The organism is Companilactobacillus musae (genome assembly GCF_003967595.1).
GTDB lineage: Bacteria > Bacillota > Bacilli > Lactobacillales > Lactobacillaceae > Companilactobacillus > Companilactobacillus musae.
Genome location: NZ_BIFW01000008.1, coordinates 89541 through 111561, shown reverse-complemented (window position 1 = coordinate 111561; position 22021 = coordinate 89541). Strand labels below are relative to the sequence as shown.

Annotated in this window: 23 protein-coding genes; 11 read left to right on the top strand and 12 right to left on the bottom strand. The window is 34.9% G+C overall.

Annotated elements, in window-relative coordinates; all coding sequences use genetic code 11:
• Positions 1-106: 106 nt before the first annotated feature.
• From LAB100_RS09470 to LAB100_RS09430, 9 genes are all read left to right on the top strand, one after another.
• Positions 107-1351: an argininosuccinate synthase gene (locus LAB100_RS09470; RefSeq protein ID WP_281273998.1), complete on the top strand. Its 1245-nt coding sequence runs from the start codon at positions 107-109 to the stop codon at positions 1349-1351.
• Complete coding sequence (gene argH, locus LAB100_RS09465; protein ID WP_119327278.1) at positions 1348-2727, top strand: argininosuccinate lyase; 1380 nt, start codon at positions 1348-1350, stop codon at positions 2725-2727. Before LAB100_RS09470 ends, argH begins: the two co-directional genes overlap by 4 nt.
• 656 nt (positions 2728-3383) lie before the next feature.
• Positions 3384-4601, top strand: a complete 1218-nt coding sequence (locus tag LAB100_RS09460) for an acyltransferase (protein ID WP_119327277.1) — start codon at positions 3384-3386, stop codon at positions 4599-4601.
• Entirely contained in the window at positions 4558-6075 is a 1518-nt protein-coding gene (locus LAB100_RS09455; protein ID WP_119327276.1) for an AMP-binding protein, read from the top strand. Before LAB100_RS09460 ends, LAB100_RS09455 begins: the two co-directional genes overlap by 44 nt.
• The gene (locus tag LAB100_RS09450; protein WP_119327275.1) at positions 6072-7049 is read left to right on the top strand and encodes an aliphatic sulfonate ABC transporter substrate-binding protein; all 978 of its coding nucleotides are present in this window, start codon (positions 6072-6074) and stop codon (positions 7047-7049) included. The genes LAB100_RS09455 and LAB100_RS09450 overlap by 4 nt, the downstream gene beginning before the upstream one ends.
• Before the next feature lie 83 nt (positions 7050-7132).
• A complete protein-coding gene (locus LAB100_RS09445; RefSeq protein ID WP_119327274.1) occupies positions 7133-7651 on the top strand; it encodes a helix-turn-helix domain-containing protein in 519 nt (172 codons plus the stop codon).
• Between the two features lie 121 nt (positions 7652-7772).
• Positions 7773-8453 (top strand): CPBP family intramembrane glutamic endopeptidase, encoded by a 681-nt coding sequence (locus tag LAB100_RS09440; RefSeq protein WP_119327273.1) that lies wholly within the window; start codon positions 7773-7775, stop codon positions 8451-8453.
• Positions 8454-8490: 37 nt separating this feature from the next.
• On the top strand, positions 8491-8814 hold the full coding sequence (locus tag LAB100_RS09435; RefSeq protein WP_119327272.1) for a hypothetical protein: 324 nt from the start codon (positions 8491-8493) through the stop codon (positions 8812-8814).
• Between the two features lie 138 nt (positions 8815-8952).
• On the top strand, positions 8953-9501 hold the full coding sequence (locus LAB100_RS09430) for a helix-turn-helix domain-containing protein (protein WP_119327271.1): 549 nt from the start codon (positions 8953-8955) through the stop codon (positions 9499-9501).
• A 61-nt stretch (positions 9502-9562) separates the two neighbouring features.
• Here LAB100_RS09430 and LAB100_RS09425 read toward each other — a convergent pair whose 3' ends face one another.
• The 7 genes from LAB100_RS09425 to LAB100_RS09395 all read right to left on the bottom strand — a co-directional run bounded on the left by LAB100_RS09425 (position 9563) and on the right by LAB100_RS09395 (position 16256).
• Positions 9563-9976 carry a protein-export chaperone SecB gene (locus LAB100_RS09425; RefSeq protein ID WP_119327270.1) on the bottom strand — a complete coding sequence of 138 codons (414 nt, stop codon included), beginning with the start codon at positions 9974-9976 and terminating at the stop codon, positions 9563-9565.
• An 83-nt stretch (positions 9977-10059) separates the two neighbouring features.
• The gene (locus LAB100_RS09420; protein ID WP_119327269.1) at positions 10060-10710 is read right to left on the bottom strand and encodes a CPBP family intramembrane glutamic endopeptidase; all 651 of its coding nucleotides are present in this window, start codon (positions 10708-10710) and stop codon (positions 10060-10062) included.
• Between the two features lie 84 nt (positions 10711-10794).
• Complete coding sequence (locus LAB100_RS09415) at positions 10795-11520, bottom strand: ABC transporter ATP-binding protein (protein ID WP_119327268.1); 726 nt, start codon at positions 11518-11520, stop codon at positions 10795-10797.
• Positions 11520-12329 (bottom strand): ABC transporter permease subunit, encoded by an 810-nt coding sequence (locus LAB100_RS09410; RefSeq protein WP_119327267.1) that lies wholly within the window; start codon positions 12327-12329, stop codon positions 11520-11522. Before LAB100_RS09410 ends, LAB100_RS09415 begins: the two co-directional genes overlap by 1 nt.
• 3 nt (positions 12330-12332) lie before the next feature.
• Positions 12333-13835 (bottom strand): AMP-binding protein, encoded by a 1503-nt coding sequence (locus LAB100_RS09405; RefSeq protein WP_119327266.1) that lies wholly within the window; start codon positions 13833-13835, stop codon positions 12333-12335.
• Positions 13836-14179: 344 nt separating this feature from the next.
• Positions 14180-15568 carry a sensor histidine kinase gene (locus LAB100_RS09400; protein ID WP_119327265.1) on the bottom strand — a complete coding sequence of 463 codons (1389 nt, stop codon included), beginning with the start codon at positions 15566-15568 and terminating at the stop codon, positions 14180-14182.
• Entirely contained in the window at positions 15558-16256 is a 699-nt protein-coding gene (locus tag LAB100_RS09395; RefSeq protein ID WP_119327264.1) for a response regulator transcription factor, read from the bottom strand. Before LAB100_RS09395 ends, LAB100_RS09400 begins: the two co-directional genes overlap by 11 nt.
• Positions 16257-16471: 215 nt before the next feature.
• Between LAB100_RS09395 and LAB100_RS09390 the strand changes: the two genes are divergently transcribed.
• Positions 16472-17899 (top strand): MFS transporter, encoded by a 1428-nt coding sequence (locus LAB100_RS09390; RefSeq protein WP_119327263.1) that lies wholly within the window; start codon positions 16472-16474, stop codon positions 17897-17899.
• A 60-nt stretch (positions 17900-17959) separates the two neighbouring features.
• Positions 17960-18385 carry a Fur family transcriptional regulator gene (locus LAB100_RS09385; RefSeq protein ID WP_119327262.1) on the top strand — a complete coding sequence of 142 codons (426 nt, stop codon included), beginning with the start codon at positions 17960-17962 and terminating at the stop codon, positions 18383-18385.
• A 139-nt stretch (positions 18386-18524) separates the two neighbouring features.
• Here the strand turns inward: LAB100_RS09385 and LAB100_RS09380 are convergent, their stop codons facing one another.
• From LAB100_RS09380 to LAB100_RS09360, 5 genes are all read right to left on the bottom strand, one after another.
• Positions 18525-19322 (bottom strand): metal ABC transporter permease, encoded by a 798-nt coding sequence (locus tag LAB100_RS09380; protein ID WP_119327261.1) that lies wholly within the window; start codon positions 19320-19322, stop codon positions 18525-18527.
• Between the two features lie 6 nt (positions 19323-19328).
• The gene (locus LAB100_RS09375; protein WP_119327260.1) at positions 19329-19997 is read right to left on the bottom strand and encodes a metal ABC transporter ATP-binding protein; all 669 of its coding nucleotides are present in this window, start codon (positions 19995-19997) and stop codon (positions 19329-19331) included.
• A gap of 2 nt (positions 19998-19999) precedes the next feature.
• On the bottom strand, positions 20000-20905 hold the full coding sequence (locus LAB100_RS09370; RefSeq protein WP_119327259.1) for a metal ABC transporter solute-binding protein: 906 nt from the start codon (positions 20903-20905) through the stop codon (positions 20000-20002).
• Between the two features lie 192 nt (positions 20906-21097).
• Positions 21098-21526 carry an arsenate reductase/protein-tyrosine-phosphatase family protein gene (locus LAB100_RS09365; protein WP_119327258.1) on the bottom strand — a complete coding sequence of 143 codons (429 nt, stop codon included), beginning with the start codon at positions 21524-21526 and terminating at the stop codon, positions 21098-21100.
• Complete coding sequence (locus tag LAB100_RS09360) at positions 21519-21983, bottom strand: Fur family transcriptional regulator (RefSeq protein ID WP_119327257.1); 465 nt, start codon at positions 21981-21983, stop codon at positions 21519-21521. Before LAB100_RS09360 ends, LAB100_RS09365 begins: the two co-directional genes overlap by 8 nt.
• Positions 21984-22021 lie beyond the last annotated feature (38 nt).

The window sequence follows — 22021 nt, the reverse complement described above, 5'->3', positions numbered from 1 at the left end:
TAGATTAAAATATTTAATTTTACTCTAATTTAACTGTTGAAAAACATTTTGTATGGTGATACTATCTTTTTCATAAATTAATTTTTTTCTAATAAAGGGAGATAGTATTATGACAGAGACAAAGAAAGTAGTTTTAGCATATTCCGGTGGATTGGATACATCAGTAGCCATTCCGTGGTTGAAGAATAAAGGATACGATGTGATTGCATGTTGTATCAATGTTGGCGAAGGAAAAGATCTTGAATTTATCAAGAACAAGGCAATTGATGCCGGTGCGGTTGACGCAATTGCAATTGATGCTTTAGATGAATTCGCTGACGATTACGCATTAGTAGCTTTACAAGGACATACCCTCTATGAAGGTATTTATCCTCTTCTCTCTGCTCTATCCCGACCTCTTATTAGTAAAAAATTAGTAGAAATTGCCCAAGAAAACGATGCAGTTGCCATTGCCCATGGCTGTACCGGAAAAGGTAATGATCAAGTTCGTTTTGAAGTTGCAATTCATGCTTTAGCACCAGAAATGACAGTGCTTGGCCCAGTTCGTGATTGGCACTGGTCACGTGAGGAAGAAATTGAATATGCTAAGGAACATAATATTCCTATTCCAATTGATTTGGATTCACCATACTCAATCGATGCCAATATTTGGGGACGTGCTAATGAATGCGGCGTTTTGGAAGATCCTTGGAACGAGGCTCCAGAAGATGCTTTTGATATCACTAATCCGATTGAAAAAACACCTGATGAACCAACAAGTATCGAAATTGAATTTGAACATGGCGTTCCGGTTAAGCTAGATGGCGAGAAGATGAAATTATCTGATATGATTCAGGAATTAAATGTTGTTGCCGGTGAAAATGGGATTGGTAGAATCGATCATATCGAAAATCGTTTGGTTGGTATCAAGTCGCGTGAAGTTTATGAGACACCTGCTGCAGCAGTATTGTTGAAAGCCCACAAAGAATTGGAAGACTTGACACTCGAACGTGATCTAGCTCATTTCAAGCCTTATATTGAAAAGGAATTAAGTGACACTATTTATAATGGCCTTTGGTTCTCACCACTGATGGATTCACTATTGGCTTTCTTGCATGAAAGTCAAAAGACCGTTAATGGAACTATCAAGTTGAAGTTGTTTAAAGGAACTATTTGGGTTCAAGGACGTAAGTCACCAAATTCACTTTATGATAAAGATTTGGCAACTTATACTTCAGCTGATTCATTTGATCAAGAAGCAGCTCAAGGTTTTATTAAACTCTGGGGTCTTCCTACACAAGTTTCAGCTCAAGTTGCACAAAGTGCAGCTGAAAAAAAGAATATTAACCACAAAACTGGGGTGAACCAATGAGTACCGAAAAACTCTGGGGTGGTAGATTTTCAGAACAAGCTGATACTTGGGTAGATGAATTCGGTGCTTCTATTAGTTTTGATCAACAAATGGCTGACGAGGATATCGAAGGTTCACTAGCGCACGTTAAAATGCTACAGAAAACTGGCATTTTAAAAGCAGATGATGTAAAGCAGATTATTGCTGGCTTAGAAGGAATTCAACAAGATCTACATCAAGGTAAGATCGAGTTCACGGTCGAAAACGAAGATATTCATATGAATATTGAAAGTATTTTGACTGATCGAATTGGTTCGGTGGCGGGCAAATTACATACGGGACGTTCTAGAAATGATCAGGTAGCGACTGATTTTCATCTCTATGTAAAGAATCGTTTGCCTAAAATTATTGAAGAAATAAAAATAATTCAAAAAACTTTGGTTAAACTTGCTTCTGAAAATGTCGAAACTATTATGCCAGGCTATACGCATTTGCAACATGCGCAACCAATTTCCTACGGACATTACTTGATGGCTTATTATTCTATGTTGAAGCGTGATGTGGAAAGATTTGAATTTAATCAAAAACATACGGATATTTCACCATTAGGTGCGGCAGCGTTGGCTGGAACAACGTTTCCCATTGATCGCCAATTCACAGCCGATGAGTTAGGATTTAATGATGTTTATAATAATTCTTTGGATGCAGTTTCAGATCGTGACTTTGCCTTAGAGTTTTTGAGCAATGCTTCAATTTTGATGATGCATTTGTCACGTTTTTGCGAAGAATTAAGTATGTGGGTCAGTTATGAATTCAATTATCTGGAATTAAGCGACAAATATACTACAGGTAGTTCAATCATGCCGCAAAAGAAGAATCCTGATATGGCTGAATTGATCCGTGGTAAAAGTGGTCGAGTTTTTGGACATTTACTAGGATTGTTGTCGACTATGAAATCTTTACCTTTGGCTTATAACAAGGATCTGCAAGAAGATAAAGAGGGCGTCTTTGATACTGTCAAAACAATTTTGCCTGCTTTGAGAGTTTTCAACGGGATGATCTCAACTGTTAAAGTTAAAAAAGATAATATGTATCAAGCAACGACCCATGATTTTTCTAACGCGACTGAGTTGGCTGATTATTTGGCTACAAAGGGAATTCCTTTTAGACAGGCGCATGGAATTGTTGGTGAATTGGTTTTGAAGGGTATTCAAACAGGTAAGAACCTGCAAGATATTCCGATGGATCAGTTTAAGAAAATTTCACCTTTGATTGAAGAAGATGTTTATGAAGTGTTGAAACCTGAAGTGGCTGTTAAGAGAAGAAATTCTTATGGTGGTACTGGGTTTGAACAAGTTATTAAGCAGATTGAGAAGGCTCAAAATGAATTAGGTTAATATGGCTTTAGGCTCTGATGACTTACTTTGATGTAAGTTGTTGGGGTCTTTTTTTATGCCGTCCTCCACAACCAAAGGTCGATTGGGCTGGAACGCTGCGGACACAGATTTGAGCTAATTGAAGTACACAATTATCTCAAATACTGGTCTTCTTCTAAGTGGATTCCTCCACTAAGAAGAATGTCGCGGCTGAGCTGATCGGGTTTGTTGCTCCGGACTAGGGGTGGGTGGACTTTTTTTGTTTAAGGCAAAACCAAAACCAAAACCAAAACCTTATATATGCGGCGGCTCTGAAACGAACTACACAAGGGCAACTCATTCGGGTTAGCTACGTATTGGAAACTACACGCAAAGTACGCGTGTAATTTCCAACACTAGGCTAATCCTCGTGAGCTGGGCGCCCTTGTTTCGCTCTCTGGTTTTAAACGAGCTACACAGGGGCAACTCATTCCGGTTTGCTACAGCATTGAAACCACACGCAAGTTCGGCGTGTAATTCCAATACTTAGGCAAATCCTCGTGAGCTGAGCGCCTCTGTTTCGCTCTCTAAGATTTTCTTATTTTAACCTTATTGAATCATCAAGACCTTGGCTCTGTTGGGATGCTATAACTTATATATGCTTTTGAAGAAGTAAGTTTAGCAATTGAGGTGACCTTTTGGCTGAAGTAAAAACAAAGAAAAGATACTTGCATGAAGTGGATCTGATGCGTGTTATTTTTATTGGCGGTGTTTTGTTGAATCATTCGACGACGGCTTTTAAAAATAATGTTGGTAGTGGATCGGGTAGTGAGCTTTTTTTAGAAGCAACTCATTTGGCACTTCATTTTACGAGAATGGGTTTCATGTTTATGACGGGACTGGTTCTGGTTCTTAATTATTACAATAAAGAAAATCATTGGTTTAGCTTTTGGAAGAAGCGTTACACCAGTGTAGGTATTCCTTATATTGGTTGGAATGCCATTATTATGTGGTTTGCGACGATTACGGCTGGTGTGGCGCTTAATTGGCCGAACTATTTTAAAAATTTAACTGATGCAATAATTCACGGTAATAAATATTACATGTACTACATTCTGGTTACTTTCCAGCTATATCTGATTTTTCCGTTGATTGTATATATGTTCAAAAAGTTACCGGATCATCATTTAGCAATTTTAATTACTAGTGCGATTGTGCAATTACTGTTAGTGATTGGAATCAAATATTGGTTGCCTGGTGTTGACCGTAGTAGCTGGTGGTACTTATTTAGAGCTTATGGAATGAATGTATTGGTTTATCAGTTCTATTTCATTGCTGGAGCTTATGTTGCTATTCATTATGATGAGGTTGACCGTTTCATTGAGAAAAATCATCGAGTGCTCGGTTGGGCAACTTTGGTATTGGCTTTAGGTACGGTTGCTTTATTCTTTGGAAATTTAAATATTTTGAAACTTAGCATGGGTGCTACTGAATCAATCCATCAACCATATATCTTCATTTACGATACGTTTATGATTGCCTTTGTTTTCTGGATTGGTCGGCAATATGCTCATGCAAGAAACAATGGTCTACCTAATTGGATGGATCGAATTGTTAAAAATATGTCGAAAGTTTCTTTTGGGATTTATTTAGTTCAAACGATTCCTTTGACCTTATTATATGGAATTCTTAGTATCGTCAAGTTACCATCAGTTGTGACGTTATTACTACTTCCATTGGGATATGCATTTGTTTTAGGCGGGGCATTTTTGATTTCGTGGTTCTGTTATAAAGTTCCTCCATTTGGAGTACTTATCGGAAGACCACAATGGCATCTTAATAAAGCAAAAAAGACTAAAGGAGTAATAAAAAATGTCGAAAATAACAAATCAATTAAACAAACAATTAGAGAATAATATGACTGAAAAAATCATTAAAGATGAAAATTTAAATCGTTGGTTCACAGGTTTTGAAGTAGCAGACGATGTTCGGATGATAAGAGAGGAATTATTAGAATTACATGTTGGATTTGGCGATACCGTGTTGGTTTGTTTACCAAATACGGCGGCTTATCCAGTGATAACTCAAGCTATTTGGGAAGTAGGAGCGGTGATGCATCCAATTGCTGCAACAACGCCTGAATTAGAATTAAAACAAGAATTATTAGAACACGACTATGTGGCTTCAATTGTTGGTGAAGAGTTAGTCAATGCAGCCTTAGATGATCGAATTGCGATTGTAACAGCGTTACATTTACAAACATATTCTTTGTTACATATTATTCGGGATCGAAATTTGATGGGACATGACGCCTCAGTTCCAAATGAAGATGATTTGGCCTTGATTATGAATACCTCTGGTACGACCGGCAAACCTAAACGAGTTGGATTAACACATCGACTGTTACTGAATGGTGTTGAACACGATATAGAAAGTCACAATATGACAGCTTTGGACACGACAATGGTAGTTATGCCAATGTTTCATATTAATGCTCAAGCAGTTTCGATACTTTCAACTAGATTATCTGGTGGAAAAATCGTTATTACTGAAAAATTCAGTGCATCTAAATTTTGGCAACAGATTCGTGATAATAAAGTGACTTGGGTATCAGTTGTACCAACAATCGTTAATATTTTATTGATTAATCAGGCAGCAAATGAACAATATCGTGATGACATTCGATTAAGATTTGTCAGGTGCTCTTCGTTTGCTTTGCCACTGGATAAGTTAACTGCCTTTCAGACACGCTTTCACACTAGAATATTAGAAGGATATGGGATGACAGAAACGGCCAGTCAATGTACTATCAATCCCTTTGATGCCCCCAAAGTTGGTTCAGCAGGTAAAGCGTTTAAAACTGATGTGGCGATTATGAACAATGGTAAAATTATGAACTCAGCTAATCGAATTGGTGAAATTGTTGTTCGTGGTGATCATGTAATTAGTGATTATTTAGATCCACATCCAGATGCTTTTCGAGATGGTTGGTTTTTGACTGGTGATTTAGGTTATTTAGATGAAGATGGTTATTTATTCGTTAAAGGTCGTAAAAAGGACATTATTAACCATGGTGGTGAAAAAGTAGCCCCAGCTCAAGTAGAAAATTCTCTTAGTCAATTGAGTTTTGTAAAAGAAATTTCTGTAATTGGTACACCAGATACACTTTATGGTGAAGCTGTTACGGCGGTCGTTATCAGTCAAGGAATACAATCGGAAGACTTGGAACGACAAAAGATTATGGCTCATGCAAAAGCAACTTTGGCAAATTATGAACAACCAACAAGAATCTTTTTTGTTCAAGATTATCCTCGTAATGCGACTGGCAAAGTGATTCGTTTGAAATTGCGTGAGCAAGTTATGTCAACCTTAGTAGGGAGAGTTGGATGAGTAAGAAAACGAAAAAATTCAAGAAATTATTAATCAGCGTTGTCCTAATCTTTTGGGCAGTAATTGCCATTTATGGTTTCAAACAAACTGATGCTGGTGCTGCTAGTTCAGATTTACAAACCGTAACGATTGGTTATCAGAAAGGTGATCCATTTGATATTTCAAAACAACGTGGTGAATTTGCTAAAAAAATGAAAGCTAAGGGTTACAAAGTTGTTTGGAAAGAATTCCAAGATGGTAACTCATTAATGCAGGCTCTAAAGGCTGGAAGTATTAACTACGCTAGAACCGGTGATACGCCACCAGTTTCTGCTCTTTCAACGGGTACTAAATTGACTTATGTCGCTGCTGGTTACTCTAAGGCTAAGGGATCAGGATTATTAGTTAAGAAATCCTCAAGTATCTCATCAATTAAAGATCTAAAGGGTAAGAAAGTCGCCTATACCAAGGGAACTAGTTCACAGTACATGTTGTTAGCTGCTTTGAAAAAAGCTGGAATGAGTGCTAGTGATATTACTTGGGTCAATATGGATCAATCAAGTGCCAGTGTTGCCTTTTCTAAGGGAAAGGTTGATGCTTGGGCAACTTGGGATCCATATACTTCTCAAGCCGAGTTAACACAAAACGCCAAGTTGTTAACAAATGGTGTTGGCATTACTAACAATCGTGATTATGTTTTAGCAATGCAAAGTTATGCTAAAGAAAATACTGAAGTTTCTAAGTACTTGATTAAGTATTTACAAGAAGATATGAAATGGGCTAATAATAATCACAGTGAATTAATTACTATGATGAGTAAGTCATTGAAGGTTTCTAAGTCTGTGGTTAAGAAGATGGTTGAACGCCGAACCTATGGAATCAGTGCTATGAATAGTACCTATGCTAAAGAAGAACAAAAGATTGCTGATTTGTTCTATGAAGAGAATTTAATTGAAAACAAGGTCACTATTAGTGATTCAGGAGATTATAAATAATGAATAAAATTAATTATAAAAGCCGACTCGAAGAGCCGGCTTTTTTGTTATTATGTTAAAGATATTAAAGTAGGGGGATTTTTATGAAAATTGGGGAACAAATACAATACCAAAGGAAATTGAATGGAATGTCCCAAGGAGAGTTGGCAAATGAACTCCATATTTCACGACAGTCAATCTCTAAATGGGAAAATGGAACAACATTACCAAGTTTTAGCAATATTGTTATTATCAGCGATTTGTTTAATATTTCTTTGGATGAACTGATTAAAAACGACGATGAAGTGATGAATAATTTGGAGTTAAAAGATCCCCGAGTAAGTAAAACTTGGAAGATCATTCTTATTAGTTTTACAGTCGCTGCTGTGGTCATGAGCAGTTTACGTTTGTTTCATATGTCAGATGACGGAATTGATAATATGTTTATGATTCCAGAATTAATTGCTTTTGCTTTTCTAATTGTTAATATCAATTGGAAAAGATTTAATAAAGGAATCAATAAAAAAATCATTTTCTGGGGTGTAATTTGGTTGGCACTGTACTTAATACCAATAATGAATGATTTTGTTGCAGGTTTCATTGTTGGTTTTACTGGATCATAACGAAGTTAAAACGCCATATTGGCAATTTTGACTTTACATTTTCAAAAGCAACTTGCAGGTTCTAGGGAAAAAGATGATTTATTAGTATGGTTTTCTTGTTCGAGAAATGTGAGGGAGCTTTATGATAAGAAAAATTAGTTCATTAGTAAAAAAGATTGCATGGTTTACCTGGCTTTATATCGTTTATATGATTGTTTCAATTCCAACAATATTATCAACTACAAAGAAGTTTAATAATAATTGGTGGCTAAATATTGTCTATATCATAATTGGAAGTATATTATCAATCATCTTTATTAGTTATCTGTGGAAGAAGTTTGATGGCTATCGACCAGAAGTAACGTTTATAAGATCTTGGACGAAGGAGCAAAGAATTGGAATTTACGTATCTTTGTTGATTATTTTGGTAGTGGGCGAATATTTATTACCATTTGTTCTATCAACATCAGACAATCAAAATACGATTGAAAAAATGTTTCAAGTTAATAAGTTTTCTATAGTATTAAGCGCCGTTATCTTCGGTCCAATAATTGAAGAATTAATCTATCGAGGCGTATTTCAAAAGTTGTTTTTCCAAAAAATTAGAACAAACTGGCAATTGGTAGTTTATGTGCTTTTATCAGCAATGATTTTTACAGCCATTCATGGAGATAGTTTTAGTTTAGATTTACTGCCTTATACATTTATGGGAATTGTATTTGCAATAGGGTACGTATTATTAGGAGATATCAAATACAGTATTTCGTTTCACATTATTAATAATACAATCGCCATGATAAGTTTATTTTTGATATATAAATAAATTTCACTAAATGTAATTAATTGAGGGAGCCTTTTTTATGAGAAAAGAGAAACAACTTTATCAAATGTCGAAAAATGACAATGAAGAGCCTTGGTATGAGCCGTATAAAAAATTTTTAGCAGTTTTAATGATTAGTCTATTAAGTGCACTATTTCTTTGGGGAATTATTTATTGGTTGAATTTGAAATCTAATGCCAGTTATTGTTTCTGCCTAGATGTTGTTAAGATGATTTCATTTTGGGGAATGTTGTACAGTGTCAATTGGACTTATATTGCTAGGGCCATTGAACGCAGTATAAATAAAAAAACAGTTGTTTGGATAGTCTTGACTATGATAGCCTGGATTTTGATAAGATTATGAGTTAATAACGATTCCATAACGATTTAAACGATCGGCCTTGAGCCGATTTTTTTGTACATTAAAAATTGCAACCGCCACGTTCTCGTCAGATCTAACCAGGGCATCTAAAATAATAGTTAATCAAGGAGGAGTATCAAAATGAAAATTGGTGAACAGTTACAAAGTCAACGTAAATTACACCACATGTCTCAAAATGAATTGGCGGAAAAGCTTCATTTAACCAGACAGTCAATTTCAAAGTGGGAAAATGGAACAACTTTGCCAAGCTTTGCAAATGTAATTACCATTAGCGAATTATTTGATGTTTCTCTGGATGAATTGATCAAAGGAGATGCAGCTCTGATGGATAAATTTAAAGATGATGGAAAGATCAGATTAACTAAGATTGAAACAATCATCATCGTAGGATTTTTATTAGTAGCAATTTCGTTGGGAATCATTTATGCAACCGGGATTTCTTTGAGTAATGTAAATGATTGGTTACCAGATTTTGCTTTAGTATTTTTTATCTTGTTTATGATGAGTGTCGATAGGAAAAAATTTAATGATAGTTTAAATAAAAAAGCCGTAATTTTTGGAATTTTGTTGTTAGTCACCATTATGGTGCCATTTATAATGCAGTTTCTAAGTGATGTTTTAAAGGGAATGATAGAACAACAAGTGTATTATGATCACCTATATAAATAAAAATAACACCTATTAAGAACTGGTATATATTTATATACTGAGTTTTTGATGGGTGTTATTTTTAGTCCTCTTCATCAGAAAAATCTAACATCGGTAAGGTCATAGCTTCGAAACCACTAGAAGCTGTCATCATCGAAACGATAGGACGAAGATAAGATAACAAGATTGAAGCACCTTCAGTTTGTAATATTTGCAAAGCGTCTTCTGGTTCTAATATCTGAGATACTTTGAAGAGTGAGAATATGCGTGTGGTGATCTTGTAAGGTGAATTGTTATTTTCGTAATTAATAAAGACTGTCAGATAAACTGGAATTTCATCAGAAAAATCAAGTTCTGATTGACTAGGCATTTCAACTAAAGTACTGATGTCAGTGTCATCAATTTCACCTTCAAAATCAAAATTATCATTAACTTGAAAATTAAATTTAAGTACAGTTGGGTCTTCAAATTGTAAATACTTGTTAGGGGTATTCATAATTGTTCTCCAGTCATTTTATACAAGCTTATCATTATAAAAACGAAAAGACATCATTTATCCGTAGATAAATGATGTCTGATTTAGTGCAGAATAATGAGTAATCCCAAGGTATTCCAAATGATATGTGTTGCTAAAGGATAAAGTAAATTATCGTCTGTCAATTGATAAATAATGGCATATAAAATCAAATCTATATAAGTAAAGAAAGATAGATTAGTAAAGTCTTTTAAACTGTCAACATGCCAAAGCATGAAGCATATTGTGGCAATAATAATAGCAAGAATACTAATCCAATGCTGATTAAGGGTGGATTTTTTTAGATATTTTTTTACAGCTCCTTGAATAAAGTATTGGAAAATAATTTCTTCCATTAAAGGACCTATAACTGTGATCAATAAGATCATAGCCATAATAATTAGAGTATTGCCGTGGTGTAGGATATTTTCCAAACCAACTTCATTAGATGATTCTTGAGGAAAAAGATTAGCAGTAATTTGAGAAATTAAAAAGTCCGCGATTGTAAATACTGGGATCAGCCAAAGTTTTTTGCCATTGTTTCTTAAATATGTCCAATAATATTTGAATTCATCCTTTAATAGATAACAACTGATCAAAAAGATTATTACTATTAAGTAGACAGTTTTTTCTATATGAATGGGTATAAGTGTAATCGCCATATAAATCAGCGTAGTTATAAGTAGGTACTTGAGCTTTTGATTAGTTAGTCGCATTGGTTTCCCCTAAGAATTAATATTTTTATTATATCATTCTTGAAGAATCAGGATTACAGCAAAAAAGCCCTTTTGATGGGCTTTTTAAGCGGTTTGTTTTTGTAAAGTAGGTTCCTCTAAAATTTCACCAAGAACCCGATCAGCTACGATACCAATTTGACCGGCATTACGGTTCTTAGGGCAATCTTCTTCGTATGAATTAGTTGAATCTTTCATAACAATGATTCGATCAGCCATACGGGCAGCCTCTTCAACATCATGGGTTACGAGGATAGTTGTTAGATTTTGTTTCTGACAAATATCTAAAATCAAATCCTGCATTTTACGTCTAGTCAAGGCGTCCAAAGCACCTAGAGGTTCATCCAGTAGAAGAATTTTGGGATGGCTCATTAGAGCTCTGGCTAAAGCAACTCGTTGTTTTTGACCACCAGATAGTTGATTAGGGAAGTGGTCAACGTAGTCGCCAAGTTCGACTAATTCTAATAGTTCCTGAGCATGCGCTTTAGTATTTTTATCTTTTGAACCAAAGGATAAATTGTCTAAAACGGACATCCAGGGAAGTAATCTATCTTCTTGAAACATTACTCTCATTAAAGATTTAGTTTCAGTTTCATTGATATCAACTGTACCAGTGGTTGGTTTTTCCAGACCGGCAATCAAACGTAAGAGGGTACTTTTACCACCACCACTCATACCAACTAAAGCGATGAATTCGCCTTGCTTGATATCGAGATTTACGTCATGTAATGCGGTTAAATTATCATAAGTTTTATTAACATTTTTTATTGTAATCATTGAATTATTATTCATTAAACATTACTCCTTCCAGTGTTTTGCCATTCTAGTAATAGACTTTCAAAACTTTTAGCAACTAAATCAGAGATTTTACCTAAAACTGCATAGACAACGATACAGAGAATAACTGTTTCCATATCAACGAAATCTTCAGCGTTATTTGCCATATAACCGATACCTGAACTAGCAGAGATTGTTTCAGCAACAATCAAAGTGGTCCACATAACACCCAGTGCGTAGCGAATACCAACTAATATTTGTGGTAAAGCCGCTGGGAAGATAATTTTGAAAAACATCTGGCTTCTTGAAAGTTCATATGATTTTCCCATTTCAATCAAATCAGGATCGACAGAACGTATCCCATGGAAAGTGTTGATATAAACAGGGAACATTGTTCCAATAGCCACTAAAGAAATCTTGGCAGATTCGTTGATCCCTAACCAAAGAATGATTAGTGGAATTAGTGCTAAATGAGGAATATTACGAAACATCTGAATTGATGAATCGAATAGTAAACGACAAGTGTTGGACATGCCGTTGATAAATCCTAAGATGAAGCCAACTCCACCACCGATCAATAGCCCAACCGTGGCACGATAAAGACTGATGCTAAGATTTTTAGGCAATTCACCTGATTGGGTCAATTTAATACCATCTTGAACCACAGCCATAGGGGATGGCAAAACAGAACTTGATAACCAACCTAAAGAGCTACTGACCTGCCAAAATAAAATTACAATTATCGGAATGAGAAACGGTAAGATCTTGTCGACAGGAAGGCGAATAGATTTTTTATTATTAGTTAATGCAATTGGTTTTTGCATCTATTAAGCCTCCTTGAGTTGTTGAGTCACTTCTTGAGCTAGAAGTGTGCGTTGAATTTTTCCAGTCGCATTTTTAGGCAATTGAGTACTAAAAATGTATTTTGTGGGACGTTCAACAGGTAATAATTGCTCATTTGCTAATTCGTTCAACAACGCCAATTGATGTCTGTGATCATGACTAAGTTTCTTAGGTACGATAACGGCGGTGACAGTTTCACCATAAATTAAATCCGGAGTACCAATAACGGCAAGCTCTTTGATGAAGTTCAAATTATTTAAACAATCTTCGACGGCTAATGGATTAACATTTTCACCACCTCGAATGATCATTTCTTTGATACGACCAGCGATATGCAGATAACCTTTTTCGTCAAGGGAACCAAGATCACCAGTTAATAGCCAGCCATCGTGAAAAGCTTCAGGTTGGGGATCTAAGTAGTTGGAAATAACACTTTCGCCTTTTAAAGCAATTTCTCCAACTTGGTTTAGGCCAAGTTCGTCATAATTGCTATCTAAAATTTTGATTTGTGTACCAACCACTTTACCGACGGTATTTTGAATAGGATTGTCTAATGGATTCTGAGCGATCTGACTAGCAGCTTCGGTCATACCATAGCTTTCAATTAGTGGAATGCCGAAACGTTGCTTAAATTCTCGATGGATACTTGGTAGGAGAGGGGCTGAAGCAGTCCGGAGAAATCGCAAGTCGTTAGTAGCAGGTTGCTCCTCACGTTGTAAGAGAATGGCAACAATTGCAGGGGTTAATGAAACCCAAGTCACCTTCTCACTACTAACTTCTTTCCAGAAAAGATGAGCACTAAATTTAGGACGAAAAAGTAATTGACCATGGGACAGCCGAGTAGCTAGATTGGAAATCACCATAGCGTTGATATGAAACATTGGCATCAAGATAAAAGTACGATCTTGATCAGTTAGTTCTTCGCTGTCGATAACGTTAAAAGCTCCGGCTAATAATTGCTGATGTGTTAAACCAACTCGTTTAGGCTTACCAGTCGTTCCGGAAGTGTGCATGATCAAAGCAAGTTGATCTTCCATAGGAGTATCTGCTAAATGTGCAATATGTTTGTTACGGATAAAAATTTGAACCTCTGATTCGTGTAAAGTCGTCAAGCGAGGTTGATTAGTAAAGATATCGTTGAGAAATTTTAATTCTTGAGTATCTGAATTTAGAATAATAGCTGAATAATGATATTGATCTTCAAGTTCACTAATTTGAATTTCGTTAGCAACAGGGTTAATAGTTTGAACAATCGCTCCAATTTCCCAAAGACTTTGAATGACCAGAGAGTAAGTAACAGAATTTGTTAAACCAACTAAGACAATATCGTTGTAACCAATTCCTTTATTTTTCCAATAATTTTTCCAAACGTTTTTTTCTAAGTTAAGTTCACTGCCGGTGTACCAATGCTGATTTGCGTCTTGCATCAAAGGACGAGTAGCGCCAGCAATTAATTGTTGTTGTAATCTTTCAGTAAGTTCTGACATAAGTAAATCACCATGTCCTTTCGATTGAATAAACATAGTTTACAAGGAAAGAGTGAAGACAACTACTTAGGTTTGATAAGGTTTATATAAGAAATTCTTAGGAAACAGAGAGTGGAACAAGCCTGGGAATTTGCGAGGATTAGCCTAGTATTGGAAATTACACGCGTACTTTGCGTGTAGTTTTCAATGCGTAGCTAACCGGAAGAAATTGGCTTGTGTAACTCGTTTTAGAGCCATTGCCTATATAAGAAAAGTTTTAACAGCTCTGAATTAGGCATTAAAAAAACTCCTTAACTTGAATTTTCATCAAATTAAGAAGTTTTTTAGTATCTTTATATACAGTTTTATTCCACAGCTTCAAAACTAACCTGAAAAATTGAACCCTTAGGTTGATTATCCAAAACCTGAATCATACCATTATTCAATTTAACTAATTGCGAAACAATTGATAATCCTAACCCGCTACCTTTGATCTCAGTGGAGTGGGAAGTATCTACTCGATAGAAACGTTGAAAAATTAAATCCTTTTGATCATCAGGAATACCGATACCAAAATCCTCAATTGATAGTTGAACTTTTGAACCGAATTTTTTTAAAACTAAATTTATGGCTGAGTTTTCGGGAGAATACTTGTTAGCATTATCCAGTAGAGCAACAATAATTTGTTTTAAAGTATCGGAATTGCCCGAGATATGTAAATCAGGATCAATCTTTAATTTCAAATCATGTGCAATAGTTTTTTGATATTGTTGACCAATTTGTTGAGTTATTTTCGATAAGTTAACATCTTCTAAAACAAGGTCGGCACGATCGGCTCGGGATAGATGCAGAAGATTAGTAATTAGGTTTTGCATTCTTAAGGATTCTTCATCAATAAATCCTAGTGATTCAGGGATGACATCGGGATGTTTGTCACCATGACGTTTGATTAAGTTGATATTGCCACGAATAGCTGCAATCGGTGTTTTTAATTCATGAGAGGCATTTGAAACAAAGTCTTTTTCACGTTGCAGGCGCTGATTTTGAGTTTGTAGCAATTCATTGAAGGCTTCACCTAGTTCTTTAATTTCTTGAGGGCTGTTGGGAACTTCTAGAGTTGGTTGATCAAAATCAGGATCTTTGGTTGTACTACGAGTTTCTTTAACTAATTCGATCGTAGGAGCACTTAATTTAGCGGCTAATTGTTGAGCCCACCATGTTCCAAATCCTAAAGTAACAAAGACAATAATACTGATAATTATCAATAATAGAATTAAGCTATTTATCAGACGATTTAGACTAGTCCAAAGTTGATAAGTAGTGTCAGAATCCTTTTTTGAGTAAAAAAGAAATAGTCCATAACCTTGAACGTAAACAATATGTTGCCCTGGTAAAATACTGATTTTATGTTGATTGATAAATTTTTTAGAAGCAGAAGTAGTCATAATTTCTTGACCAACACGATTAGAAGCAGCTGTAATCGAAGATTTTTGGGTTTTTACTCGGATAACGGTACTTTGTTTGGTATGGCGATTATTTTGGTTGCTCCATTGGATAAATCCGGGAATATCATCAATATTTGAACGATAAAGGCTCATCATTTGTCCTCTGGATTCGTGGACTGTTTGAGCGTATTGTTGAACTCCAACGACGATCAGAATTAGGGCACTGATGGATAACGTAATAATGATGACTAATTTGCGAATGGCATGGTTGATTAATTCTTGATAAGATGATGGTTTATCAATTTTCATTGGCAATATCCTCAAGGGAATAACCCACACCACGAATGGTTTGAATCAAGGGCTTATTTTTTTTGCCATCAACCTTATTACGTAAGTAACCAACATACACATCAACAACGTTTTGTTGTCCTAAGAAGTCTTCGCCCCAAACGTTATCAAGTAATTCATCACGAGTAAATACTTTGCCAACGTGCTGTAAGAAAAATAATAAGAGATCATATTCACGTCTGGTTAATTGAACATTTTCATCATTTCTAGTAACTTGGTGTGACTTGGTATTCAAAACTAAGTCGGCAATTTGATAAGTTTGATCGGGTTCAGTTAAGTGCTCAGCTCTTCTTTGAATAACCCTGACACGAGCCAACAACTCTTCAATTTCAAAGGGTTTAGTAATATAATCATCAGCTCCATTGTCTAATCCAGCAACTTTGTCACCAATATAGTCACGAGCTGTCATAACAATAACCGGAACTTGGTCATGCTTTCTAATACGACGGAGAACTTCCATACCATCAAGCTTGGGTAGCATCCAGTCTAAAAGAATCAGTAATAGTTCATTTTGATGCTTTTCATAAAGTTCCATAGCTTCAGCACCATCGTTAGCTATGATAGTTTTAAAATCCTCAAATTGTAGTTCTTTACTAACGTAACTTGAAAGACTACGTTCATCTTCAACAATTAAAATTGTATTTTTCATTAACAAATCTCCCAATAATTATTTTCTTAATTATAAACATGCTTTATTAAATAAAACTAAAAATTCCATTCTGTATAAAATATTTGGAGCCAAAGCCTAGTTATTAAATTTTACCCCCTTTCTTATAGAAATGGCTAATTCAGATAATTGTATTTCATTTTAGAGGGACTACTATTTCAGCAGAAACCTATTGTTGTGAATAGGAGATGTTGATTATGCGTTCAGAAAAAATTACGGGTAAATTAATGGATCAATTACCCGTTATATTGGTTCTGGGATTTTTCTCATTGTTAACCTCTATATCGGGTTCAAGTACTAATCTGGCTTTACCTAAAATATCAGAAGACTTAAAGATTAGTAACAGTCAATCAACGTGGATCATTCAAATTGGGTTGATCGTGGCTACAATAACCTTTGTATTGTTTGGTCATTTAGGAGATATGATTTCTAAGAATTTTGTTTTTACTAACGGTGGCAAAGTTTTTATTATTGGTTCTCTTTGGACCGGTATTTCTGTTAATTTTGTGATGATTTTATTTGGTCGGTTCATTCAAGCAATAGGTGTAGCAATGATTATGGCCAATTCTTTGGGAATCGTTAGCCAATATTTTCCTAATGAAACTCGTGGTGAAGCCTTGTCGATTATCTCAATGTTTATTTCTATTGGTGCTATTTCTGGACCTGCTATTGGTGGTTTGATTTTATCATTTACATCTTGGCGCTGGATTTATTTGTTTAACGTTCCTTTAGGAATTATTATCATTTGGTTCAGTCACAAACTATTGCCGACCCCTAAGGTTCCATTGGAAAAGATGTCAACAATGTTGAAAAGATTCAATTGGTTAGGGCAATTTATTTTCTCGATTGGGTTGAGCCTGTTCTTTTTGAGTGGAGTATATTTTCAAAAAGGCATGGGGTCAATTATTACAGGAACAATCTTCTTTGTCGTAGGAACAGTGATTGCGCTGCTGGCCTTTTATCAAGATCAGAGATTTCATGAGTCTTTGATTGATCCTGAACTAGTGAAGAACTGGGATTATTTATTGTCGATATTTATTCTTTTCTTGGCAATGCTAGTGAATGCAATGTCTAATATCTTATTACCATTTTATTTGCAAAGCTATGGCAAAATTTCACCTTTTATCAGTGGTTTATTGTTGATGGGACAGTCGTTAACAATGTTATTGGTAACACCTGTGGCTGGATATATAACTGATCATTGGGATCGAGCTAATTTATCAATCATTGGACTAATGATCTTATTAATATCGCAAATTGGCTATGCAATGTATCCACGAAATATGAATCTGATTTTAATTATTATACCTATTGTTATTAACGGGATTGGTTTAGGATTATTTTTGCCACCAAATAATACCATTACGATGAGTTCAGTTGATGATAAATTGTCAGGCGTTGCTGGTTCGATCAATTCTTTTGCAAGGACTTTGGGAATAACAATCGGTATCAGCATGGCTTCAATTCTATTATTTGTGCAGTTACCTAAGGTTAAAGATATTACTCCAAAGCTGGGTATGTCATTCATGCATGCCTTTGATCATGTTTTTTATGTAGCAGTTATTATTTCAGCATTTTCTTTAATAATGGTTGTTTGGAGAAAATTGAAGGGGAAGCGAATATAACATTCTTTTGAATCAGTTTATGTTACACTACAAACTGATTAGTTAAAAAGGGTGAGACACGTGGAAAAAGCAATAGAAATTCTTAAAAAAAATAATTATAAAATTACTAAACAAAGAACAGATTTAATTGATTTTCTCAGAAAATTTACGGTTCAGTATGTATCAATTAATGATATTGCCGATTATATGCGCTCGCTTTATCCGGGAATGAGTAATAATACTATATATCGCAATCTTAAAGAATTTGCTGATATCGGTTTGGTCGAGTATCAAGAAAAAGACAAAACTTTGGTGAAGTATCAGTGTGATTTTTCTCACCGACATCACCATCATTTTGTTTGTAAAAATTGTGGCAAAGTAACCGAATTAAAGGCATGTCCGATTGAATTTTTTGCTGACCAATTACCGGGTTATACGATAGAAGGTCATGCAATTGAGGTTTATGGATTGTGTGCCGACTGTACAAAGAAGTTAGAAAATAAGTAAAACCATGGAGTGTTTATTGGTTAACTTAAAATTCTAATATAAAGACAAAAAGAGTATCTATTAAGAAACTTTCAAGGTATATAAAAATATGCCTGAACTTTTTAATAGATGCTCTTTTTATTAGATACTTTATCTGAACTTAATGATTTAATTTCCAATTTTTATAACTCAGACCACAGAAATAGGCAATAACTTCAAAAGCGGAGATAAAAAAGGTAACTGGCCAATTAGTAACAAAAGCCAGATATAACCCTAACCAAACACCAGCAAGTGACAATCCGACAGAAACCATAATCAACTTTGGTAAAGTATGAACTAAGTATTTAGCAGTTGCACCGGGTAAAGTCAGTAGAACGAAAACTAGTAATGAACCGACAATTTGAGCACCGATACTGACACTTAAAGCTAGAGTAACTAGGAAGGTAATTGATAATAAACGAGTTTTTAAGCCAGCCGCCTGAGCTCCGATGTGATCAAAAGAATCAAAGGCTAAAGGTTTATAAAAGATGATAAAAATAAAGATTACAAAAATTGCCAAGATAAGTAATTGTTGGACTTCTTTGGAACTGATACCAACTATACTACCAAAAAGTATATTGGTAGCGTAACTGCTGGATTCAGATGACAATGATAGAAAAAGAATACCGAGACCAATGAATAAAGAAGATATGGCGCTAATAGAGGCTTCTCTTCGTGACGATTCACTACTTAAACTACCAACGGCAATAGAGCTGATCAAAGTAAATATTATCATTCCTGCTAAAGGACTTATGCCAATCAAAATACCAAATGAAGCTCCCGCAAAGCCAATTTCTGACAAGGTATGTGAGAGAAAAGACATGTTTCGAGAGACGACGAAGACGCCAACTAGTCCTGCAGTAATGGCAATAAAAGTACTTGCTACGAAGGCTTGACGCATAAATTCATAATCAAACATAAATAATTATTGCTCCTTTCCAAACATGTTTTCAGAAATATTATTGAGATTAACATTTTTGATGGTTTTATTTTGGAAAAGTAAAACACGTTGAGTATACTTTTTCGTTAATTCATAATCATGAGTAATAAAGATAACGGTCAAATGATATTTGTGACTCAATTCTGCTACCAGATCCATCAATTGCATTTTAACTTCGACATCTAAACTGGCAGTTGATTCATCTAAAATTAAAATTTGAGGATCATTTAATAATGCTTGAGCTAGATAGGCTTTTTGTTTTTCACCGCCAGATGATAAGCCTAGTGGACGGTCTTTTAAACTAGTTAAACCAGTTTTTTCGAGAATGTCACAGATTTTTTGATTATTACTTTTTCGCTTAGTAAAACTAGGTGTAAATTTTAAGTTTAAGCGGATGAATTGTTCGATACTTAAAGGATAATCAAGGTCGATATTACGAAATTGAGGAACGTAACCGATAGTTTCCTTCTTATTAAAATCTAAAGTGCCACTAGTCTTCTTTTCTAGACCCATGAGAATTTTAATGAGCGTGGTTTTACCAGAGCCATTTGGCCCAATCAAACTGACAAATTCACCTTGGTTGATTTGGAAGTTTAAATCTTGAAAGACTAATTGATTTCCAAATTTTTTAGTTAAATTTTTTGCTTCAATCAAATTTATTTCTCACTTTGTAAAATTTTATTTAGATCTTGATATTGGGAAAGCATCCACTGTGTGTAGGTTTTCTTTGCGGGCAAAGTTTCGGTAACCTTTAATATAGGAATATCGTTTTGTTTAGCCAGTTTGACCAAATTATTAACAACTTTGCTTTCAGTTTGTGTATTAAGAACTAAGAAGGCAACTTGTTTATTCTTAATGCCTTGGTGCATTTTTTGAATAGCCTGTGGTGTTGGATCAGTACCATTCTCAATTGCTTTTTCAAAACTCTTGTTGGCAACTTTGAAACCAGTGGCTTCAATGGAGTAATCAAAAACAGGTTCGGTAACATAAACATTTTTGTTAGATAATTCTTTGGATGCTTTCTTTAATTGAGTCAATTCATTTTGAACTGGTTCAAGTGAAGCAATGTATTCTTGAGCGTTCTTTTCAAAGTAAGCTTTATTCTTAGGATACTTTTTGGCAAGTTTGGCGGCTAAGTATTTAGCATATTTGGGCATAGTTTCTGGGTTGTACCAAATGTGTGGGTTATCGCCAGTTTTTTTATCCATAACTTGTTCACCAATTTTGATATACGAACCATTATTCTTGTTTAATTTATTCATCCATGAATCATAACCAAGACCATTAGCGACAGTGATGTCAGCCTTACTGATCATTTGGGCGACTTTGGTAGTTGGTTCATAGTCATGTGGATCAATAGCAGGATTATTAATGATCGAAGTAACTTGGCCTTTGTTGCCGACAATCTTTTTGGCTACCTCAGCGTAAAAATCAGTGGTGGTAACGACATTGATTTTTTGTGAAGATGAGTTAACTTTTTTGTTTCCACAACCGGATAAAACTAAAATAAAAATGGCGAAACTTAGAATGATTCCTAAAAACTTATATTTCTTAATAAACATATCCTTCTCCTTAATGATAAAAGTTACTATTAAACCTTAAGCTAAGGAGCTTGAAAAGTAAATGATAAATTTTACTATTTAGGAATTGGGTGTAAAAAAACAGCACCTATTAATAGGAATTCAAGGTATAAAATATATACCTGAATTTTTTAATAGACGCTGTTTTTGTTGTACCTAAAATTTTAAATTAAGTTAATCTTGCTGGGTATGATCCTTAATATAATTTGTTAATTTGATGATATTTTGTTTGATCTCATCACGAACATCTCGATAGGCATTCATGATTTCCTCATCATTTCCAGAAACAATAGTTGGATCATTGATAGGCCAATGTAACCAACGAGCTGTCTGGGGAATTATATTTTTATCTCGAGCTTCACCGCTTAAAGTAATAATAATAGTTGCTTGATTTAAGAAAAGATCATCAATCTTTTTTGGTTGTTGTTTTGAAATATCAATATTATCTTCGGACATTACTTTGACTGCTGTGGGATTAATATCCTCAGCTCTCACGCCGGCGCTTTGGATTTTCCAATTGGGTAAAAATTTCTTTGCATAGCCTTCAGCTATTTGTCCACGACAAGAATTTCCGCTACACAAAAAATAAATACTATTAGTCATTTTTCTTAATTCCTAGTTTGATTTGGCATTCGGGACATAGTCCGTAGACTTCCATATGATTTCCAGAAATCATATATCCAGAAATCTCAGCAGTTTTTTCTTCAAGACTTTTTTCAGTCTCACTGAAACCAGGATATGTGACATCGACGATTCGTCCACAATTGGTACAAATGGCGTGATAATGGGGAGAACCGAAGTAATCATAGTGTGTGCTTCCATCACCGTTTTGCAATTCAACGACTAAATGGTGGTCAACAAAAGTGTTCAGAGTATTATAAATCGTAGATGCCCCAATATTAGGTAACTCTTTGCTTAGTGCATCACGAATTGTTTCTACTGTAGGATGATTATGATGGCTAACTAAATAGGCCAAAATAATATGCCGTTGCGGTGTAACTCTTAATTTATGGTCTTTTAGAACTTGTAGGGTTTCTTCCATTACAGCATTACTAGCCATGAGCAATCTTCCTTTCTACTTTAGAATCATTACAAGAT